This window comes from Photobacterium sp. TLY01 (genome assembly GCF_021432065.1).
Taxonomy (GTDB): Bacteria; Pseudomonadota; Gammaproteobacteria; order Enterobacterales; family Vibrionaceae; genus Photobacterium; species Photobacterium halotolerans_A.
On sequence record NZ_CP090364.1, the window covers coordinates 2,599,881 to 2,621,056 of the forward strand.

Annotated in this window: 18 protein-coding genes; 6 read left to right on the forward strand and 12 right to left on the reverse strand. The window is 50.8% G+C overall.

Annotated elements, in window-relative coordinates:
• Positions 1 to 104: 104 nt before the first annotated feature.
• The gene (locus LN341_RS12170; RefSeq protein ID WP_234203429.1) at positions 105 to 2,534 is read right to left on the reverse strand and encodes a DUF3772 domain-containing protein; all 2,430 of its coding nucleotides are present in this window, start codon (positions 2,532 to 2,534) and stop codon (positions 105 to 107) included.
• A gap of 200 nt (positions 2,535 to 2,734) precedes the next feature.
• On the reverse strand, positions 2,735 to 3,955 hold the full coding sequence (locus LN341_RS12175; protein ID WP_234203430.1) for an ammonium transporter: 1,221 nt from the start codon (positions 3,953 to 3,955) through the stop codon (positions 2,735 to 2,737).
• Between the two features lie 836 nt (positions 3,956 to 4,791).
• Between LN341_RS12175 and LN341_RS12180 the strand changes: the two genes are divergently transcribed.
• The gene (locus LN341_RS12180) at positions 4,792 to 5,433 is read left to right on the forward strand and encodes a helix-turn-helix domain-containing protein (protein ID WP_046219146.1); all 642 of its coding nucleotides are present in this window, start codon (positions 4,792 to 4,794) and stop codon (positions 5,431 to 5,433) included.
• A gap of 121 nt (positions 5,434 to 5,554) precedes the next feature.
• A complete protein-coding gene (gene yjjX, locus LN341_RS12185) occupies positions 5,555 to 6,130 on the forward strand; it encodes an inosine/xanthosine triphosphatase (protein WP_234203431.1) in 576 nt (191 codons plus the stop codon).
• A 241-nt stretch (positions 6,131 to 6,371) separates the two neighbouring features.
• Here the strand turns inward: yjjX and trpR are convergent, their stop codons facing one another.
• Positions 6,372 to 6,689, reverse strand: a complete 318-nt coding sequence (gene trpR / locus LN341_RS12190) for a trp operon repressor (protein WP_046218931.1) — start codon at positions 6,687 to 6,689, stop codon at positions 6,372 to 6,374.
• 116 nt (positions 6,690 to 6,805) lie between these two features.
• Positions 6,806 to 8,743: a murein transglycosylase gene (gene sltY / locus LN341_RS12195; protein ID WP_234203432.1), complete on the reverse strand. Its 1,938-nt coding sequence runs from the start codon at positions 8,741 to 8,743 to the stop codon at positions 6,806 to 6,808.
• Positions 8,744 to 8,984: 241 nt separating this feature from the next.
• On the opposite strand from sltY, the gene ettA reads away from it, so the two are divergent.
• Together ettA and LN341_RS12205 are read left to right on the forward strand one after the other, a co-directional pair.
• Complete coding sequence (gene ettA / locus LN341_RS12200; protein WP_046218933.1) at positions 8,985 to 10,652, forward strand: energy-dependent translational throttle protein EttA; 1,668 nt, start codon at positions 8,985 to 8,987, stop codon at positions 10,650 to 10,652.
• Between the two features lie 265 nt (positions 10,653 to 10,917).
• The gene (locus LN341_RS12205) at positions 10,918 to 11,283 is read left to right on the forward strand and encodes a PilZ domain-containing protein (RefSeq protein ID WP_234203433.1); all 366 of its coding nucleotides are present in this window, start codon (positions 10,918 to 10,920) and stop codon (positions 11,281 to 11,283) included.
• Positions 11,284 to 11,358: 75 nt separating this feature from the next.
• On the opposite strand, the gene LN341_RS21800 is transcribed toward LN341_RS12205, so the two are convergent.
• A complete protein-coding gene (locus LN341_RS21800; protein ID WP_255783009.1) occupies positions 11,359 to 11,481 on the reverse strand; it encodes a hypothetical protein in 123 nt (40 codons plus the stop codon).
• A gap of 145 nt (positions 11,482 to 11,626) precedes the next feature.
• Between LN341_RS21800 and LN341_RS12210 the strand changes: the two genes are divergently transcribed.
• Entirely contained in the window at positions 11,627 to 12,064 is a 438-nt protein-coding gene (locus LN341_RS12210) for an Lrp/AsnC family transcriptional regulator (protein ID WP_234203434.1), read from the forward strand.
• A gap of 22 nt (positions 12,065 to 12,086) precedes the next feature.
• On the opposite strand, the gene LN341_RS12215 is transcribed toward LN341_RS12210, so the two are convergent.
• The 7 genes from LN341_RS12215 to radA all read right to left on the reverse strand — a co-directional run bounded on the left by LN341_RS12215 (position 12,087) and on the right by radA (position 18,585).
• Positions 12,087 to 12,572: a YbaK/EbsC family protein gene (locus LN341_RS12215; protein ID WP_234203435.1), complete on the reverse strand. Its 486-nt coding sequence runs from the start codon at positions 12,570 to 12,572 to the stop codon at positions 12,087 to 12,089.
• Positions 12,573 to 12,579: 7 nt separating this feature from the next.
• Positions 12,580 to 12,864: a 2Fe-2S iron-sulfur cluster-binding protein gene (locus tag LN341_RS21895; RefSeq protein WP_370643645.1), complete on the reverse strand. Its 285-nt coding sequence runs from the start codon at positions 12,862 to 12,864 to the stop codon at positions 12,580 to 12,582.
• On the reverse strand, positions 12,857 to 14,095 hold the full coding sequence (locus LN341_RS12220; RefSeq protein WP_046218937.1) for an ATP-grasp domain-containing protein: 1,239 nt from the start codon (positions 14,093 to 14,095) through the stop codon (positions 12,857 to 12,859). The genes LN341_RS21895 and LN341_RS12220 overlap by 8 nt, the downstream gene beginning before the upstream one ends.
• A complete protein-coding gene (locus LN341_RS12225; protein ID WP_234203436.1) occupies positions 14,085 to 15,227 on the reverse strand; it encodes an MFS transporter in 1,143 nt (380 codons plus the stop codon). The genes LN341_RS12220 and LN341_RS12225 overlap by 11 nt, the downstream gene beginning before the upstream one ends.
• Before the next feature lie 47 nt (positions 15,228 to 15,274).
• Complete coding sequence (locus tag LN341_RS12230; RefSeq protein WP_046218939.1) at positions 15,275 to 15,580, reverse strand: Rieske 2Fe-2S domain-containing protein; 306 nt, start codon at positions 15,578 to 15,580, stop codon at positions 15,275 to 15,277.
• Positions 15,581 to 16,906 (reverse strand): iron-containing redox enzyme family protein, encoded by a 1,326-nt coding sequence (locus tag LN341_RS12235; RefSeq protein ID WP_234203437.1) that lies wholly within the window; start codon positions 16,904 to 16,906, stop codon positions 15,581 to 15,583.
• A gap of 287 nt (positions 16,907 to 17,193) precedes the next feature.
• Positions 17,194 to 18,585: a DNA repair protein RadA gene (gene radA / locus LN341_RS12240; protein WP_046218941.1), complete on the reverse strand. Its 1,392-nt coding sequence runs from the start codon at positions 18,583 to 18,585 to the stop codon at positions 17,194 to 17,196.
• Between the two features lie 188 nt (positions 18,586 to 18,773).
• On the opposite strand from radA, the gene LN341_RS12245 reads away from it, so the two are divergent.
• Entirely contained in the window at positions 18,774 to 21,134 is a 2,361-nt protein-coding gene (locus LN341_RS12245) for a PilZ domain-containing protein (RefSeq protein ID WP_234203438.1), read from the forward strand.
• Positions 21,135 to 21,176 lie beyond the last annotated feature (42 nt).

A 21,176-nucleotide genomic window follows, 5' to 3' on the forward strand; every position in this document is an offset into this window, starting at 1 on the left:
ATCAGAAAACAATGACTGCCATTATTATGATTGCAGTGCCGCCACACAATCCTTTGTTGGGTTTATGTATTCAGAGAGCCGGTGCAATGCGTGAGACTCACCGCTCAGTCACCCGAATCCGCTTTTCTCTCCTCCCACGCTTTCAATAACCTTTCCAGCCCTTTGATGCTGACATCACGTTGCGGGAAAGGAATGCTGACGCCCTGCTCGGTCAGCGTTTGATAGATATCGAACAACAGTTCGGATTTGATAATCATGTATTGCTTGATATCGCGGACAAAGCAACGGAGCTCAAACAGCAAAGCGCTGTCGGCCATCTCGGTGAAGACAACGGTCGGTTCGGGATAGCTGAGGATCATGGCATGTTTTTTTGCCGCGTCCATCAGCACTTGTTTGACGGTATTGAGATCGCTGCCATAGGCCACCCCAACAGGGACAATCAATCGGCCGTGGTCCGATCGCAGGGTCATATTTTTCACAATACCGGCGATCAGATCCGAATTGGGCACCACGACATCCTGCAGATCAAAGGTTTCGATGCGTGTTGAGCGCACGGCTATTTTGCGGACGAAACCCGAATGCCCGGACACTTCAATCCAGTCTCCCTCTTTGATCGGCCGCTCAATCAGCAGAATAATCCCAGAGACAAAATTCGAGACGATGGTCTGCAGGCCAAAGCCAATCCCGACCGACAATGCCCCGGCCACCACGGCCAGGCTGGATAAATTCAGACCCGCCGCAGACACCGCAATAATGATAGCCAGGGTATAACCCACATAACCCAGGCCTGTCACAATCGCGGTTCGTGCGCCAGGGTCGGTCTTGGTTTTCGGCAGCACGGAATGACGCATGACGTGCTGAATCCACCGGGTAAGCAGCACACCGACAAACACCACCACCAGAAAGGTAATCATCACATCCAGAGAAATACGGACATCCCCCAGCTCGATGCCATCAGACAGCAAGCGCCAGATTTCGGCGATGTCGGTCAGCCGGGCGCCCCATGTGAGTGCCAGCATGGGGGCAAACAGCATAAACATCATGACAATCAGCACGATGGGTAGCAGCCCTTCGCTGACACTCGCTTCTGTGTCTTGCGTTTTGTCACCTGCCATGATCCGGTTGATGACATTCAGCAGGCCGTAGTAAATGACCATAGCAAAGGCAATCAGCGCAATGGACATCACCATGGGTATAATAGCCTGCCGCGCCAGGCTGTCGTAGCCGACACAGACAAAAACGACACTGAGAATACTGGACGCCTTCATCAGCCAGACCAGCGCGTTCAGCACGCCACGACTGACATGATTGGCCTGCTCGCTTTGCGCGTCGGCCTCGTCGGCTTGCTTGGCGGCCTTGCTTAATACTTTCGCCAGTTGCCACATCAGCCAGCTACCGAACACGATCACAGGTAAGGTCAACAATGCCGAACTGGCCGCTGAAAAGGCATGATCCGTTTTGACTGCCGTCAAAAGGATAATCAGACCAAGGAAAATCCCGAGCAGCTGACAGATCCGCATGCCACGCCGGGCGGAAGCGTCATCAAGATGGATAATTCGCTGTTCTGCTGCCTTGGGCCGGAATATCAAAAAACCCAGCCAATGGCTGACCACGATATACACAGCCGCGCCCGCCAGTGCGCTGATCGTCGCTTTGACAGACGGTAAAGGCAGCTTCAGCTGGCCGATTGCCACGATCAACAGGAACGCGGTGAGCAAAGGAAAGAACAGCCGCAGTAAGGTTGAGAATAGATTGCAGATCAGAATCTGGCTTTTCCTGGTCAGGCTCTGGCTGAATCGGTCCAGCCGGTTGATCACCCAAGGCTGTACCAGCAGCATAGTCAGGAGAGCGAACGTCATGAACACCAGAAACGGGGTTATAGATGCACTCATCTCACGGGCTTGTTGCGGATCTTGCCTGACGGCTTGGAACTGCTGTCCTAACACGCCGACATACTGTTTCAGTTCGTTCAGCGCGCCTCCCCAGTTCCCCGGCCATAACGGCGTCGGGCTTTTATTGAGCAATTTTTCGGACAGGTTCTGGCGGATCACCCTGTCAACTTCGCCCACCAGGAGGTTAGCCCGTTCATACGCTGCGTCGGCCAGAAATATCGGTGCACTGACTGTGGCCAGTTCATTTTCCAGCTCGGCACGACGGCTGGCTATGACCTCGGGTTCGCTTTCCCCTTCCTTCGGTTCCGGACCGAGTGATTTAAGCTGTGCTTCCAGCCAGCGAACATCCACCGATTTATCTTGTGATAACTGATACGCCTCACCCCGCTGTTCAGCCAGGGTTGCGCGAATACGCTCTAGTTTGGGGGTCTCTGCGGTTTTGTCCTGCAGCAGCATGCGTGCCTCTGAGGCCGTCCGATCCCAGCTGGCATAGGGCTCTTTTTGGTGCAGCGCTTTCAGTTCAGGGGCTTCTGCGCTGGCTGCACTGGCACTCAGCACCCCCTGAAGCAGAATGACAAAGAAACCACTCAAGACGGCTGCGATAAGTCGATGCCACTGACCAGACCTGATTTGTTGCTGCATGCTTCAACCCAGCACAGAAACACAGACTGAGCTTAAGCAATCGCAGCGAGTGATGTCGTCATAAGAGTAAGAAATCCGGGTCGTTAACTGTCATCAGCACCAAAGTGACAGTGACCGGTTTTCCCTTCACTCACACACGGCATACCCGCATAAAAAATGCCGCACCAGGCGGCATTCGAAAATACTGGGCCGAGCCCGTTTTATTCCAGATTGGTGGCACTGATCTTATGGATGGCCAGATCCGCGCCGTTGAACTCGTCTTCTTCGCTCAGGCGCAGGCCAGACAGCTTATCTACCAGACCATAGACGATCAACGAGCCAACCATTGCAATCCCGATACCTATCACAGTGCCCAGCAATTGCACGAAAAAGCTGACGCCGCCTAATCCGCCCAGCGATTGCAGGCCAAAGATACCGGCCGCAATGCCGCCCCAGGCGCCACATACGCCATGCAGCGGCCAGACGCCGAGTACATCATCAATCTTGGTGTGATTTTGCATGTAAGTGAACAGCCAGACAAAAATAGCAGCCGCCACGATGCCGGTGATCAGCGCACCCAGCGGATGCATCAGATCCGAGCCGGCGCACACAGCCACCAGACCGGCCAGCGGGCCGTTATGAATAAAGCCCGGGTCATTTTTCCCCAGCACCACGGCAGCCAGAATCCCGCCCACCATGGCCATCAGCGAGTTGACGGCAACCAGTCCGCTGACACCGTTGATCGACTGCGCCGACATCACGTTAAAACCAAACCAGCCGACACTTAATATCCAGGCTCCCAGCGCCAAAAACGGAATATTCGATGGCGCAAAGTTCGTGTGTTTGCCTGCCCGGATCCGCCCTTTGCGCATGCCCAGCAACATCACAGCCACCAGCGCAATCCAGCCGCCGACCGCATGCACGACCACAGAGCCGGCAAAATCATGGAAAGCGGCGCCAAACCGGCCTTCAAACCACGCCTGCAGGCCAAAATTACCGTTCCAGATCATGCCTTCAAACAACGGATAAACAAACCCGACAATAAAGAAGGTCGAAATCAGTACAGGGTTAAAACGGGCCCGCTCCGCAATCCCGCCGGAGACGATCGCCGGGATCGCGGCGGCAAAGGTCAGCAGGAAGAAGAATTTGACTAAGGCAAACCCATTGCCTGCTGACAAGGTTTCTGCATCAGCAAAAAAGGTGGCGCCATAGGCCAGCCAGTAGCCGATAAAAAAGTAAGCAATCGTTGATACGCCAAAATCGGCCAATATCTTTACCAGCGCATTCACCTGGTTTTTCTGCCGTACCGTGCCCACTTCCAGAAACGCAAAACCGGCATGCATCAGAAATACCATGATGGCACCGAGCAACAGGAACAAAGTGTCCGCACTTTGCGTCAGCGCCTGCACGGCTCCCGTCACCTGTGTCATAGATTCAGTCATTGAACTCTTCCCTAAGTCACGCACAAAACATGTGCAAAAATGAACCACAAGCCCCAAATTAGGGCGAATCAATCCTATTGAAGGTGCAAGCAATAACTGTTCCAGTTTGACAGGCTCATCGCTAAATTCGCCAGTAAAACTAAGTGATTGAAAATCAATAACAAAAAATTACACTTGATGCAGTCAGTTCTCACTATGAAGTCAACACGCACCAATACCGTGCTATTCGCTCCACATTGGTGCAATTTCGATTCTTTTTCGTGCCCAATCCTGGGGAAATGCAACGCAGGTGCAAAAAAGCATCGGCCTGAGCCTCAAAGCAGGCAAGTCTCTCAGGCAACCTCGCTCTTGACTGACTCATTGTCGGGCTGGCAGATCAAATGGGCCGGATATACCAAATTGACATAATATTCGCTAGGTTTATTGATAACCTGCACATATTCACGATTAAAATGAAATCGATCTCATTCACAGAATGAATTCATCAATCACTCTGCCATTGGGCAGATCTTTAAGAAATCCTGTTTAACCTTGGGTTGCATATCATAAAATATGCATAAAACCCCCTATCCCATGCAGTTTCCTTATTTCTTGGTCGGAACTGATATGTTACTTTTGTCAGCAGTTGGCGGTATTTTTTCTTACGGGCTTATTTTACTGAAAAAAAATTGTCCCTTTTTTTACCCAATTGAGTGCAAATGCATATTCCTTTAACGAAATCCATCGCACTTTTCAGCTTGAGTAAAACCTTTAGACAAGGATATCAGTAAAATAATTTATGACTTTTGCGAATGCCTTTCGCATTCTTTTTTTACTGCGAGCGGGAAGCCATTCATATGGAATATTTAGAGCGGATTAAGCGCCTGGCCAAAATTCAGGGGATTAGCCAGAAACAACTGGGTGAAACGCTGGGCTTACAACAAGGCACTATGAGCCGTAAACTGTCAGGCAAATACGGCATTGAAGTGCGTGAGCTGGAAAGAATTGCTGAAACCCTGAACACGTCAATCAGCTATTTACTGACCGGACAGATTGATTCCGGCACACAGGCCACAACGGCCATCAGTCACGAAACAGGGCACAACACCACCTCAACCTATATCCCTGTGATCCATCGCAAAGACTACTTGTCCTATCGCGATGGCGGTAAAGTCGATGTCCTGAGCAAGCGGGCGATCCCGCATCACTTAGATCGTGACGATTGCCTGGGTCTGCTGGTCGATAACGAAAACATCGCTCAGTGTGCGCCGCTGGGCAGCTATGCGCTGGCCACCCGCAAAGCGCCTTATCGCCCGAAGCAGCCGGTGTTTGCGTCGGTACGTGGCAGCGAGCCTGATTTCTATCACATGACACAGCTGGCCGATGGCGTGGTGTTTTCTACTTCCCAGCCGGATTTTCCGAATCTGTTTGTCAACCACGACGAGTTCAAGATCCACGGTTACATTATCCAGTCTGACTGGTCATTCGACCGTCTCTGATGACACCGCGGGTGATCCTGCCGCCTCCCCCCTGATTGGCTCATGCTCCGGCAGATGCCCGTCAGGGGTGACAGCGCCCTTCCAATCCGTACAATAATGACGTGAACTGAAGGAGCCCATCATGCACACCCCCATTCCAGCACCAGCGCACCAGATTCGCATTATTGTCGCCTCGACAAATCCGGCCAAAATCCGGGCGGTCGAACACGCCTTCCAGCAAGCCTTCCCGACACAGATCATGCAAATCCGTGGTGTCGCCGTGGAGAGCGGCGTCAGAGCACAGCCGATGTGTGCCGAAGAAACCCTGACCGGCGCCCGTAACCGGATCGTCCATGCCCGACAACTGCAGCCTGGCGCGGACTACTATGTCAGTCTGGAAGCCGGGCTTGACGGCTGCGCGACGTTTGCCTGGATGGTGATCGAGAGCAGTACCCAGCGCGGAGAATCCCGTTCAGCTTCTCTGCCTTTGCCGCCCAAAGCGCTGGCCCGGCTGCATGCCGGAGAAGAACTGGGGGATGTGATGGACGATATGTTTCAGCAGCAGAATGTGAAGCAACAAGGGGGCGCCATCGCCATGCTCACTGAGCACAAGCTCAGCCGCAGCAGTGTTTATCAGCAGGCGCTGATCCTGGCTCTGATCCCTTTCATGAACCCGGGACTGTACGATCAGACAGGCACTGAGTTCGTACAAAAGTAATGTCGCTTTCGCTCTGAGGATTGACTAAGGGAATCTTCATGGTTTCAGTGAGCTCTGTTCGCGTTATTCGAACCCCACCCTAACCCTCCCCTTGCCAAGGGGAGAGAATATCTGTGGTTTCAGTGAGCAATGTACTGTCCCTCCCCCTTTTCAAGGGGAGAGAATATCCGTGATTTCAGCGAGCTCTGTACTGTCCCTCCCCCTTTTCAAGGGGGAGGCTAGGAGGGGGTGACTGGGTACTTCAGCCTTTCGGCTGCTGTTTGAGCAGGAATTCAGCTAACCAGTCGCGCGTCTCCGCATCATGGTGCTTGAGCTCGTTCGAGCCCCGTGTGATGGTCGCCACACCAACGCCCAGCAACTCACTGATTTTACGCTGGCTCCGCTCACCATTGAGCAGCTCGTGGAAGATATTTACCCGGGCGATCAGCGACTCACGCTCATCCGGGGTTAACAGCAGGCGAAGGAGTAACTCATCTTTGCCTTCGGCAGAGGCCTGACGAAACAGAGAGACGATTTGTTGCCAGTCAGAAAAGTCCGGCGTATCGGCTTTGGTTGACATGGTTTTCCTCAAAAATTGCCTGCATTGACAATTAGTAACCAATACAGGCGTATGAACTCTGCCCGGATTCTACCCCGAACCACAGCCTTGCACCAAACGTATAGCCGCAGTTTGTCTCAATACTTGGCGTTCAGTTCCTCTGTGGTCAGCAATTGGACCGGCTGATTGGTCAGCTTGTCGTAGTAGACCTCAAACATCAGCACATTCTGGACATAACCGCGCGTCTCACCGAAAGGAATGGTTTCCATGAAAGCAAAGACATCCAGCTTGCCGTCGCTGATTTTACGCCAGCTGGTAACTCTGCCCGGACCGGCATTGTAGGCCGAGAAAGCAAAAATACGGTTGTTGTCGTAACGCTCCAGCATCATTTTCAGATAGCCGCTGCCCAGCCTGATATTGACCTCTGGCTCAAAAAGACTGCTGCTGCCCGCGTATTTATAGTTCAGCTTACCTGCGGTTTCTTTGGCTGTGGCGGGCATCAGTTGCATCAGACCGCGGGCACCGACCGGCGACATCGCCTGTGGATTCAGTGCACTTTCCTGACGCGCCAGCGCCATCATAGTCGTCACAGAAAGCTCACGCTGCTGACCGAATGACTTGAAGGTCTCAGCAAAGGCCAGCGGGAAACGTAACGACAGGTGCTCCCACATCCGGCCATAAATCGTGGCCTGCACCGTCAGATGGTGCCAGTTTTTCTTATCTGCGTAACCAGCCAGCGGCCAGATAGCTTTCGGCTCGAGATCTTTCATCAGATACCACCACTCCAGGTTGGCATCAAACACCTTATCCTGGGCGATCATTTCCTCAATCCGCTTTAACGCCGGCAGATAAGGGGTCACGTCCTGCTCTTTTTCATTCAGGGATTCCACCGGAAAATCGATCACTTCACCGAGAACCGTAGCGGCCGCGGCACTGTAAAAGTTCCGCTCACCCAGCAATTGCTGATATTTCGGCTTGGCAACCACAGGATCGGTTTTGGCCAGCAAATGCGCCTGCCAGAACTTCCAGCGCAGCGTGTTCTGCTCTTCCGCCGAGAGTTGCGGGATCCATGCCTGCGCTTCGGTCCAATTACCTTCACGAAGGGCCAGCCGGATGCGTCGTCCAATTAAATCATCATCACTGCTTTTACGCAGGATGGCATCGCGCCAGCGGATCAGATCCGCGTCCTCAGCATCCATCAGTCGTGACGCCGTATAATCCGCCAGTGACTGCTTCTGTGCTTTATCCAGCTTTTGCCCGTCCGCAACCCGCTCTAACTGGCGCAAGGCTTCTTCGGTATTCACCCGTACCAGACGCTTGTAGGCCGCCACCGTCAATTGCCGGTTATAGTCCGTGACTTTGCTTTTTTTTGCAAAGTCTGCCACACCCTGAGGTTTGGCAAACAGCGCGAGCAACGTATCGCCTTCTTTTCTGGCGTTCCCTGTCAGCTGTTTATCGAGATATTTCAGCAGCCCCTGATTGCCGGCTTCAAACACCAGCAGCATCCGATCCAGAATCAGCTGATTGGTACGCTTTCCTGCTTTTGCCCAGGCATCCAGCATGGGATCACAATCGTCGTCAAGCGACTGGCCGGTCAGCCAGAGTGACTGCGCGCCCTGCCAGGCTTCATTCTTGCGGCCCACTTTGCTCAGCGCCAGATAATACTGGCACTGATAACTTTCTCTGAACGGCGGCTCCGTCTGAAAGGTCACCAGATCCTGCCAGCGATTCGCCTCTGCCAGCACATCCTGATAGGCATACCCCAGCTTGATGGTAAAAGGCAGATCCTGATGCTTTTTGATGAATGCGCTCACTTCGGCTGGGGAGCGCTTTTCCAGATCATCCTGAAACTGGCGATAATCGAGATATGGGGTCAGCGGATAGTCATTGAGCCTTGCACGATAGCGCTGATAAGCCGACTCATCCTTGCGTTCCAGCGCATCTTTCGCGGCTTCATACCATTCTCTCTGCTCTTCCAGCGAGGCGGCCTGTGCCACGCTTCCTCCCAACAGCACCCAGACTCCCAGGCCCAGAATCCAACGACTACAACGGTGCATCACGGCTTCAGACTGCATATATACTCTTTCCGGCTCCAGCTTTACTGAGATTAAAATCAGCACGTTTCATTCACACTGTCATCCTAACGTCCCATCCCTGCATCCACGTCAGCCCTGGGTCAGGCTCAGGTCAATAACGAAAATCTGCGGTGAAGGGCATGTATTCATCTTAACCGTCATTGTGAGACATTGCTGTTAAACTTAGGGCCAGAATGGTTAAAATACCCCTTTCTCCAATCATTAGAGATGACCTACAGAAATGGCTGAATACGTCTATACCATGTCGCGAGTGAGCAAAGTTGTGCCACCTAAGCGACAGATTCTGAAAGATATTTCATTAAGTTTCTTCCCTGGCGCCAAAATCGGTGTTCTGGGCCTGAACGGTTCCGGTAAATCCACCCTGCTGCGCATCATGGCGGGTATCGATACCGATATCGAAGGGGAAGCCCGCCCGCAACCGGGTCTGAATGTCGGTTATCTGCCGCAGGAACCGGTACTGGACGAAAGCAAGACAGTACGTGAAGTGGTTGAAGAAGCCGTCTCCGATGTCAAAAACGCCCTGACTCGCCTGGATGCCGTCTATGCGGCTTACGCTGAGCCGGATGCCGATTTCGATGCCCTTGCCAAAGAGCAGGGTGAGCTGGAAGCCCTGATTCAGGCCAAAGATGGCCACAATCTGGACAACACACTGGAGCGTGCTGCAGATGCACTGCGCTTGCCGGAGTGGGACGCTCAGATCAAATTCTTGTCGGGGGGCGAACGCCGCCGCGTGGCGATCTGCCGCCTGCTGCTGGAACAGCCTGACATGCTGCTGCTCGACGAACCGACCAACCACCTGGATGCCGAATCTGTGGGCTGGCTGGAACGTTTCTTAGTTGATTACACTGGGACTGTGGTCGCCATCACGCACGACCGTTACTTCCTGGACAACGCCGCCGGCTGGATTCTGGAACTGGACCGTGGTGAAGGGATTCCATGGCAGGGCAACTATACCTCCTGGCTGGAGCAGAAAGACGCCCGTCTGAAACAGGAAGCCTCTCAGGAGAAAGCGCGTCAGAAAACCATTGAGAAAGAGCTGGAGTGGGTTCGTCAAAACCCGAAAGGTCGTCAGGCCAAATCCAAAGCTCGTATGGCCCGTTTTGAAGAGCTGAACACCACAGATCACCAGAAACGTAACGAAACCAACGAGCTGTTCATCCCGCCGGGTGATCGTCTGGGCGACAAGGTGATCGAAGTCAACGGCCTGACCAAATCCTTTGGTGACCGTGTGCTGATCGACAACCTGTCTTTCAGCATGCCAAAAGGTGCCATCGTCGGCATCATCGGTGCCAACGGTGCCGGTAAGTCAACCCTGTTCAAGATGCTGAGCGGCTCTGAGCAGCCCGATGCAGGCACAATCGAGCTGGGTGAGACCGTCAAACTGGCCTCTGTCGAGCAGTTCCGCGACAGCATGAATGATAACAACACTGTGTATCAGGAAATCTCTGAAGGCAACGATGTGATTCGCATCAACAACTTCGAGATTCAGGCGCGTGCTTACGTGTCCCGCTTTAACTTCCGGGGCAGCGATCAGCAGAAACGCATTGGCGAACTGTCTGGTGGTGAACGAAACCGTGTCCACTTGGCAAAACTGCTCAAAGCCGGCGGCAACGTGCTGCTGCTCGATGAACCGACCAACGACCTGGACGTCGAGACTCTGCGTGCGTTGGAAGAAGCGCTGCTGGAATTCCCGGGCTGCGCCATGGTGATTTCGCACGACCGCTGGTTCCTGGACCGTATCGCAACGCACATTCTCGACTACCGCGATGAAGGCCAGGTGAATTTCTTCGAAGGTAACTACAGCGAGTATACCGACTGGCTGAAGAAAACACTGGGCGCGCAGGCTGCAGAGCCGCACCGGATTAAGTACAAGCGTATTGCCAAATAAGTCCATCGGACAGATGTGCAATCACGGAACTCAGGCTGCCCTTTGGGCAGCCTTTTTATTGCGCGATTACTTAATAAGCAAATCATCAAAGTCGCCTGTTTCATCTGATTCGGGGCTAATTCTGCACAGGGTCAATCGCATCCCGATTTCCCAGTGCAGCTGCAGTTCTGCAAACCGATATCGCGTCAACATAGAAAAAACAGACCCCAAAAGGCCAACAGACCCTAAACTCGACAATATAGGCTCATACAGGTAATCACAGACTATGAACGAAAGACGCCAGTTTATCCGTATTGTTTATCAGGCTCCGGCGCTGGTGCGTCAGGCTCAGTCCCACTGGTTTGCTGATGTTCGGGATATCTCGCTGCATGGTATTCTGCTCAGCCGGCCTGAACGCTGGCAGCCGGATGACAAGGCCCCGTTTGAAGTCGATGTCACCCTGCACGATACAGAAATTCACATGACCATGATCACTGAGCTGGTCGCCCATGACAGTGACTGTCTGCGGATGAAAATCGTGAATATTGATATCGACAGTATTTCACACCTGCGCCGCCTGATTGAGCTCAACGTAGGGGACGACGAACTGCTTTATCGCGAACTGGCACTTCTTGCCGATCTTGCAGACTGAAGCGGAGCGCTCAGCGATTCCGCCCGGAGAGAACCTCACGCAGAAAAGCTCGCGGTTGGCCCGCCCGCGCCATGTTCAGGCAAGCACAGCCTGGCAGGGTTTCAGATAACGGCACTCACCACAGCATTCCGCTGTTTCAAGCGTTTCTGTGCCGATCTCATTGCCTATCACGTTATTCACATCATCATTCATGTTCATATTGACAAGATACCTGAGGTGTATGGTAAGTATGCAGTTGCTTATCAAAAAAGCAGAAAAAATATCCATCTAAAAACAGAATATAATTAAAAGAATCTTCTGTTTCCTGAGAATCAAAAAGTCACCAGGCTAGTTAGTAACCATCATGAATTTAGATAAAGTGGACATGAAAATCATTGAGTTATTGAGAGATAACTCAAGAGAAAGCATCCAGAAAATTGCAGAACAGGTCAACCTCTCACGCAGTGCCGTAGACAAAAGAATACAAACCCTGATCCAGGAGAACATCATCACCGGCTTCACTATCAGTACTTGCTTTGATCAGCGCTTATCCCCTTCTGATGATATTCATTCTTACCTGTTGGTCAAATCCGGAAGCCTAGACTGTAAACAGATTTTCAAACACCTCAAAAGTGCTGGCTATGATTTTCACTTTGAATCTATCTATGGCGAATTTGACTGCCTGATCCGAGTCAACAGCACCCGACTGCCATTACTGTATGAAATCAAAAAATGCATCGTCGAAATGGGTGGCATTGAGTCCATCCATATTCTTCCCGTCTTAGACATTAAACACGAGTAAAGGGGCTGAACAGCCCCCTATTTTAACTCGCGTAAAAGTACATCTCATTGTTCAGGCTTTCAAAGACACTGACCAGCACTTCAGATTCAACAATAAATGTGTAACTGGGATCAGCTGGCGTAAACATCACTTCTTTATGATCCAATAAAGAGACATCTAAAATAATCGGGATCGAGGGTTCTAAGACAAAAGGACATAAAGCACCGGGAATACAGCCGGTCATGGTTTCCATTTCTTCGTTGTTGCAGATAGACACTCGCTCGCCAATGACTTCACGAATCTTCTTCTGATCGAAACGGTTTTCTTTATGGGTCACAAACACACAATAGCCGCCGCTTTTACGTTTCAGAAATAAGCTTTTACTGGGAGCTGCAGTCCAGCCTAACTCCTGCGAGACTTTCAGATCAGTGTCGTAATCCAGGATAGGTTCATGTTTATACGAACGATAATCCAGATTTAACGCTTCAAACAACTTCACATTGTGACTATATAAAGTAGAAATATTCATAATTACCTTAAGCTAACTCAACCTCAGAATCCCTGACTAAAGTACACTGGCACAAGAGTCTGTATTCACTCGGACATAAAGCCAGTATCTCTAACGTGCCTTTTTCGCCCTCATGGACTTCACCAAGATGCGCAATATTCGTAACCGGTTTAACCGCACAAGAACCACAGATGCCACGCATGCAATTAAATGGAACACTCCTGGGTCCGTCAAACTCAAATAAGTCTGAAACGGGTGTCCCGGCTTCTGCTTCTATTGTTTCATCTGTATCTTTAATGATTAACTTAGGCACCGATCAACTCCCTGTGAAATACACCATTCAGAATATGTTCAACTTCCTGAATGTCAGACTCTAAGTCAAAGGCATTATCGTTCGCTAACCACACCAGACACGGACAGGTAAATAAGTCTTCCGTCGCTGGCAGTGCTTGCCCCTCCTTCGCCGTAACAAAATAGTCAATCAGCGATGCGATGCGTCGTAATTTCCCATCACTGACAGGATCGACACCAGAAAAATTGGCCGCGTGTTTATTGACATGGAAATACACTCTTCCCTGTTTGATGAGTTTTGAGTCTTGTTCCGGGACTCGCTTTTCTGCCACCAGTAACGTCAACGCATCCAGTAAGCTTGGCGAATAACAGCTTTCAAATAGGGATGGAGCCACACCGCCGTGAATCCGCGTTGCTGCTTCAATCATGACCGGACCTTGTGACGGACTCAGCATCAGTTCCATGTGCACAAGCCCGTAGCGGATATCCAGCGCTCGGGTCGCTGCAACAGCGTACGCGCGGATTGGTGCCAACTCAGGGTCATCAGGATCCAGAAGTTCCAGTCGATTATAAACAAACGGATTATCACCAGACTGACCCTTCACGTATTTACAAATGGCCACTAAAGCGAGTTGGTCTCCATTGACTATCAGATCTAAAACATACTCCTCGCCTTCAATAAACTCCTGGACCAGAAACTGATCGTTTCTTTTTCCGGTGCTATTAATTTTCCCCCAGGGCAGCGAAGATATTTTATTAATGACCTCATCTCTGCTATTGCAGAAGTAGACGTTTTCAGAACCTGCAGAGTTCACAGGTTTGATGATGTACTTACTGCATTTCATATCATTGAGTTCACTCAGCCCTTTTCCATCCATATCGACCAGGAAGGTCTGAATGTAGGCTAAGCCATGCTGCTTCAATGCTTCCTGCATTTCATCTTTATTTCTGCGCAACCCGGTCGTCGATGGCGAGTTGCCCGGCAATCCCAATGCACTGGCGAGCTTATCTGCCAGCTCAACACCGAGTTCAGATCCGGCAATCACGGCATCATAATGCTCATTTTTCAACGCATCGAGACTGAAACCGGAAACATTCTGATCATAATTATCGATGTGAATCGTATCCAGCATGCCTTTCGGATCATGCTCCGAATCAAAATACACATCGCATCGAATATAATTGTCCTGCAATTTAGGTCTGATCATTTTTCCGCTGGATGCAGGATTTACTATCAGTACTTTACTTTTCATATGCACCTTCCAATGTGACTGTTTTTTTAGTTCGGGTTAACAGCAGAATAACGACAGCAGAGAAAACACCCACCAATATCAGCGATACACCATAAGCTTGGCTTGAGAATGAAAAATACGTTAAGCCCATAGTCACCAGCATTGGAATGGTGCCGGATACAATATAAAACAAATAATTAGAATGACTGATGGCGTTATTGACATCGCTCTGATCAGCATCAGATTTCAAAATTTCTGTTCTTGATGTAATTCTGACAGAATTAACCGCATAGCCAATACAGAAACAGAACAGCACGGAAAGATAAGGCATATCCATGAAAAACAGCCCGATATCCCCGACCAGTAACAGGACTGCGCTGAGTAAATAAACATGTTTATTCTGAGGAAGAAGCGCTGCACATAAGGCGCCTATCCCTGCCAACCCGGATGCAAATCCCAGAATATCAGGCCCCCACTCTCTGAACAGCTGATAATACACAGGCACAAAAGTATTGAAGGCACCAATGTGTAAGCCGGTTAACACCGACAAGGTCACCTGGATAATAAAACGTTCTCTTTTCCCTGACAGCGCCTGCTGATCACTTTTTTCAGCGACGGCCTCTTCTTTATCCACATCAGAAACAAACAGGTAAGAGACAGATAATAAGATAGACATCACGGCAATATAATAAATGAAGTTTTCAAACCCCATCGCTTTGAGATACCACCCGCCAAACAGCGCGCCAAAGAAAGCACCAAACTGAATGGTTGTCTGCAGGACTCTGGAGGCCTTCGAGGCTTCAATCAGTTTGCTTTTCACAAAACTGGAGTTTTTCACTTCAAAGGTATTGATACTGCAAACCATATTGCATGATGAGAAAACAGCAATCATAAAGATGATGTAAATCATACCCGTTGCATCAAAATATAAAACGGTCGCCATGCAAGCAAAGAAAACAGCCCTGAGTGTTGTGATTGTTGATTTCTTATAAAAGATATCTTTCTTTTGAATGATTTTGCTCAGTATGAAAGGTGTCACGGCACCAATGCTGACAATCATCCCCATATAGACAGTCGAACTTGTTATTTCAAGTATTTTCCAGATCATGACAATTTGAATTGACATATCAAGAAAAACAGAAAATGCAAGCAATAGATACGTTTTTAATAAGGTACTATTCATTCCCTATTCCTTCATTATTAACTTTCTGACCATATGCGATAGTTATCATTCGGCAACACCACATGAATTAAATCTTTATTGGAAATCGCTGGCAGCGAACTTCTTTTGATACAATGCATGCTGATTCTGTTATCGTGCCAGGGACAAACAATTGCACCTGTTTTTTCGCATTGTTTACCTAAATGTAGCGGGCCACCGCGGTGTGGACATTCAGACGGCAAGACCCAAACTTTACCGTCATGCTCAACACGCTTAATGAAAAACTTTTGGTCATTCACAGCAAGCCTGTTATTTTTTCTTGAATCAACAGAGACAACCGTCATTTACGCCACCTCAATATGTTTCACTGAATAACGACATGTGTCTGAAGTAATTTTCGACAGATGCAGGATGCCTGACGGTATGATGATTTTATCTCCTGCCTTCATATGCACCACTTTATCGGGTGAGAAATAAAGATCTAATTCTCCTTCATCAACCATGAATAACTCATCATTATTGTGGATATGCGATACCGACACCTCACCCAGGACTTCTTCAAATTTCACAGCACCGCTGACATCGTGATATTTTTTCGCTTTTGCGATCAACTCATCAAGCGAGTCGTGTACCTCGATATGACGGTACAACTCTTGATCAGCGACATCCTGCAGTGAGGCAAACTCTTCAAATCCGGATAGAATATCCGGAATAATATGCTCACCATGTAATTCCACCAACGGAATGATAATTTTTTCTAATGCCATTCTGCCATGATGAATATCAATATGACTGTGTTCATCAAAGTAGAGTGAGCTCACCCGACCTTGAAATACATCTTTGACAATTTTGGACTGGCTCTTGGTGGTAAATGCTAGCGTCGCTTCTGTATAATACAGCGCGCCAAGGTATTTAAAGAATCGACTGTGATTTTTAGAGATGTAATGAAAGTAATTAATGAGCGACAAACTGCCTGGCGTATAAAAATTCCAGTAGTAGTGAATCATTTCATTTAAGCCAACATCTTTCATCATCCCTTCAAAAATACTGGAGTGTTTTTTCTCGTGCACTCCGTATCCGTACTCGTCGATCAGCACTTTAAAGAGCTCAGAGGTCGCAGAACCATAATTTCCTAACACATTCCGCGCCATCGCTGACGCTTCTGACAAAAAATCCCCCGCACATTGAATAAAGAAAAACCTAGCCGCTGACTCAGGATCTTTCGACCCTGTTATTTTTTTATAAAGTGTTGACTCACTGTTGGCAACATCTTTGATTTTTGTTTTGGTATATTGAATAAAATCCTGCAGGGTCCAGTGACCTGACACATTGATGCTTTTTTCCAGAGATGAAAAAGCAAGCTGTTCAAAAGAAGGCAATATTGCAGCTGCATTTTGATAGTTTTCGTCACAGTAAAATGTTTTGAATTCCTTCAGGTTTACAGCTTTACTAAATGGCAGGAACACCAGATCTAACTCATAGGCGTTTAAAATCGAACGCTGGATGAACAGGTTTTCATTCGAAGAGTATTTTTCCAGCGAAACGGGCTCAGATAAATCCAGTGCCTTTAAATCTTGCGGCCGACAAGGACGTTGATACGGTGATTCCATGAAAACATCTTTCGGTGCATCTTTAAAATGAGAACAGCTCAGAAATGATTCAATTGCCATGTATGACCTCCTATGTAATGAGGCAATTTTACTGAAGGGCGATTGAAAATATTTACTAAAGATAAAGGGCAATTCACTTTTTTCAGCGTGAAATTAACACCCAAAGTGTGAAATTAACGACAGCGAATCGAACAAAGGGGGAGCTCTCTCGATAGCAGATGTATTTCGAGCGCATCACTCAGGCTGGGCGCTGGCTCCCTCTTCCGCGCCGGCGCTCAAAGCATTGAACCGGTTGCTGGCCTTGCGCGCAACAACCGGCTCAAACAGCAGAGTAAAGGCGTTGCTCGTCAGACGGCAACCCGTTCAAATGCGGCCAGCGCTTCTTGCAGATCCTCAACCGGCATGATCTCAATCCCGGGAAGTGAGCGGCTCGCATTGGCTTTTGGGATAATCGCACGGGTAAAGCCTTGCTTGGCCGCTTCCCGGATCCGCTCCACCCCGTTGGCGGACGGACGGATATCACCGTTCAGGCCAATTTCACCAAACACCAGCACATCTTGCGGGATCGGGGCGTTTTTGAAACTGGAGAAGATCGCCAGCAACACAGATAAATCCGCCGACGTTTCTTCAATCCGGATGCCCCCGACACAGTTTACAAAGATGTCCATGTCCGACAGCATCACCCCGCCATGACGTGCCAGCACTGCAATGGACATCGCCAGCCGGTTGGAATCGTACCCGACGCTCAGGCGGCGCGGCACTTCAGTCATCGACTGGTTACACAGCGCCTGAATCTCCACCAGCAGCGGACGGGTACCTTCCCAGAGCGTAGTGCAGACCGACCCGGCATGGTTTTTGTTCGAGCGGCTGAGAAATATCGCAGACGGGTTTTTAACCTGCTTCATGCCGGTTTCTGTCATGGCAAAGAAACAGGATTCAGAATCGGCCCCGAAACGGTTCTTCGAGGTGCGTAAGACCCGGAATTTTTCATCCGACGTCGATGACAGGGCGAACAAGCCATCAACGATGTGGATCAGCTGCATCGGACCGGCCACATTCGAGTCTTTATTGATGTGGCCGACAATCATGAAAGTCACGCCTTCGGTCTTGGCAAAACGGGTCAGTGCCGCCGCCGATTCTTTGACCTGGCTCGGGCTCCCCGCCGCCGATTCATTGTGCGCGACTGTCATGGTCTGGATCGAGTCAATAATCACGAAAGCGGCTTTCTGCTCAACCACGTGATTGAGGATCTGCTCGACCGAGGTTTCGGCCACCACCTGTATTTTATCGATATTCGGTGTTGCCAGACGTTTGGCCCGCTGCGAAATCTGGTGAATGGATTCCTCACCGGATACATAAAGCGCCTGACGGGATTCCGCGACCGCCCCGATGCTTTGCAGTAACAGGGTCGATTTACCGGCACCGGGATCCCCACAGAGCAGGAGCACAGAGCCCGGCACAATCCCGCCGCCCAGCACACGGTCAAGCTCGGAGATCCCCGAGCTGAAACGCGGTAAATCTTTACTTTCAACTTCCGACAACGTCTGCACTTTGGTCGACGAACCGGCATAGCTGCTGACCGCACCGCCACCACCTGCACCGCCCAGCGCAGATTTGGTTTTGGGGATCGTAAATTCAGTAATGGTATTCCAGGCGGCACACGCACTGCACTGGCCCTGCCAGCGTGGAAAATCGGCGCCGCAGTCACTGCAGACGTAAGCTCTCTTGGTTTTCGCCATTGTATCCCTTTTTCATCATCAAGCTGTGACCGAAAAGGGCCACTCAGTGCAGGTGCCAGCCAATCTGTGGCGAAGAAACAGACAGGACATGCGCCATGCCTGACTTTCCGCTTACAAGCTTATGACAATTCTTCGTTTTACTGCACAATAGGGATCATACCCGATAGAGACCTGTTGCTAAAACCACTATGTTGCTGGATGAATACAAAGGACTGATAGAACAACTGCTCCCGGCTTATGACAGCGGAGATTTTAATGACTTGTTTCAGCACCTGACCGCGGATCTCAGTGGCCCGGTTCGCTTGCAGGTCAAAATGGAGCTCAACCGTCTGATGGCGCCGTGTCGTCAGCCGGTCGATTTACGCGGCAAAGTCAGCGGTGAGTGCCGTCCTTATGACATGCACGGGATGACGCACTGGCTGGATGACGTGGCCATGAATGTCTATCGCCGCCGGATCAAAACCTATGGCGAACAATACCGGGTTGGCCTGTTTGAATCCCTGATGAATACCCGCAACAACTTCCGGGTCATGAAGCAGCAGGACACACCGGCGCCACCACCCGAGGCGCCGGCCGAAGCGCTGCCTTTTGGCGCCGAGCTGCTGCGCTTTGGTTACCACCTCAGCCGCAGCGAACAACGCATTCAGATCACCACCCCGGTTGTGCTGACACTGCCCTATTCACAGGAAGTGAACGGCACCACATCGGATATATCGCCTTCAGGCGCACGCTTTCGGGTCTCTTCCGCATTCCGCTACCATATCGGACAGGAGGTCACCGCGTTTTTCCCCGAACTGGCCAAGCAGCTCAAAGACGAACGGCTGGTACAGGGGATCCGTTACCGGATTCTGGGGGTCTCGCCCCATGCAGATAACGACAGCTATACCTGGCTGCGCCTGATGCTGATTGAATCCAGCGACGCGCTGAAAGATGCCATTGAAGCCCGCCAGAAAATGGCGGCCAGTCGCTCGCGCCAGAACCACGAAGACAAAATCATTCAGTCGCGTACCCGGGGCTACGAGCACTGCTTCCTCAAGCATACCAGCAGCATCCCGCTGTTTTTTGCCGGTCATGAGCTGAAGTATTGCCTGCAGACCGAACATAACCGTCACCTGTGGGAGCACTGGCATGACGAACGAAACCAGTCGGTGATCAATCATCTGCTGTCTGAAGATCGTATCCGCACGCTGGGCCAGGAAGGCCTGAGTCAGGGCAGCACTCTGATCTACAGTTTTACCCATCAGCACGAAGGCAAAACCTATTTTTATTCCGCTGCCTTGCCTGAGATGAGCGTTGAGGAGCGGCAGTTGTTCTGGCAAATCGGGGCGACACGAGAAAGCTGGCGGGTTGTCCGCCTGACGCTTTACCCGATCAGCCAGGATGACAAAATCCAGCTGCAGGAAATTGCTCCTGAACTGCTGGAAACCCTCTCCAGCCTGACCCATATCGGGGTGTTACAGAATCTGACCAACATGGCAGGTCGCAATGACTACCGGCTGACAGATAAGCCGGCCCTGCCAAGCAAACATTTACAGACCTTCCGTCACCCGCGAAACCCTGTTGCCGGCACCCACGCCATTTTCTTTGATCCCAAGCCGCAGCGCAGCGAATCTCGTTTTTTGTTCCGCACCCCGGTCTCCCTGCTGCAGCCCGGCACACAGGACCAGGAAGCCCGTATTCTCAGCGGCGCCAGCATCGATGTGTCCACCCGCGGCCTGAATCTCCGCCTGGCTGAACCTCTGGATGCCAAACGGGGCGATGTGCTGAAAGTCACTTTCGATGAACTGCTGAAAATGGCTAAAGAGGCGCCGCTCAAACGGATTCCTTATCAGGTTGTCCGTTTGAGTCCCGACAGACGGAATGTGCAACTGGAAACCGGCCGGGGTGATGATGCCACCCGCAGCGAGCATTTCCTGCGACGTCTCATCAAGCACAATGAAGAGCGACTACCTGTCAGTGAAGAAATCATGCCAGCCGGCCCACTGCTGCTGGCCATGCACCAGATGCTGCTGACACGGCTCAACAGTTTGCCCTTTTTCTGCGAGAAAATTGAGAATCAGGTGAAAGTGCGTGCCTTAGGTGCGAACCAGCCGCTGCCGCCGCTGGGTAAGCTGATGATGGAGCTGGGGGATGGCAAACAGATCAATCTGGCGCCCATTTTCCAGAACCGGGTGAAAACCCTGCTCAGCGAAACCATGCGTCCTGTGGCCGTCAGTGATCCCTATGTCCACGAAATGTACCTGGCGGTGCTGCCTCAGCCACTCGGGCAACCCAAAGTGCTCAGCAAATTATTCAGTGATTTTCCGACCGGTGACACCCGTCGCCGCTTTGCGCAGCAGGCCAGAGAGCAGGGGCATTTTCTGGCGATACGTATCACCGCTGTGCCGATGCTGGATCCGACCACTGCGCTGATCAGCCAGGAACTGGCTGAACTGTCCCGTCTGGCCATGCACCGCGCCAGAGCACTGGAAAATGAGTTTACCTCGCTGATCGGGTTTGGTGAATTCTACGACGTGACTGATGAAGTGCTGCTGAGGCTGGGCTTGTGACGCCTGTCCGGCTGAACGATTGATTGGCTTCTCCCTCGCAAC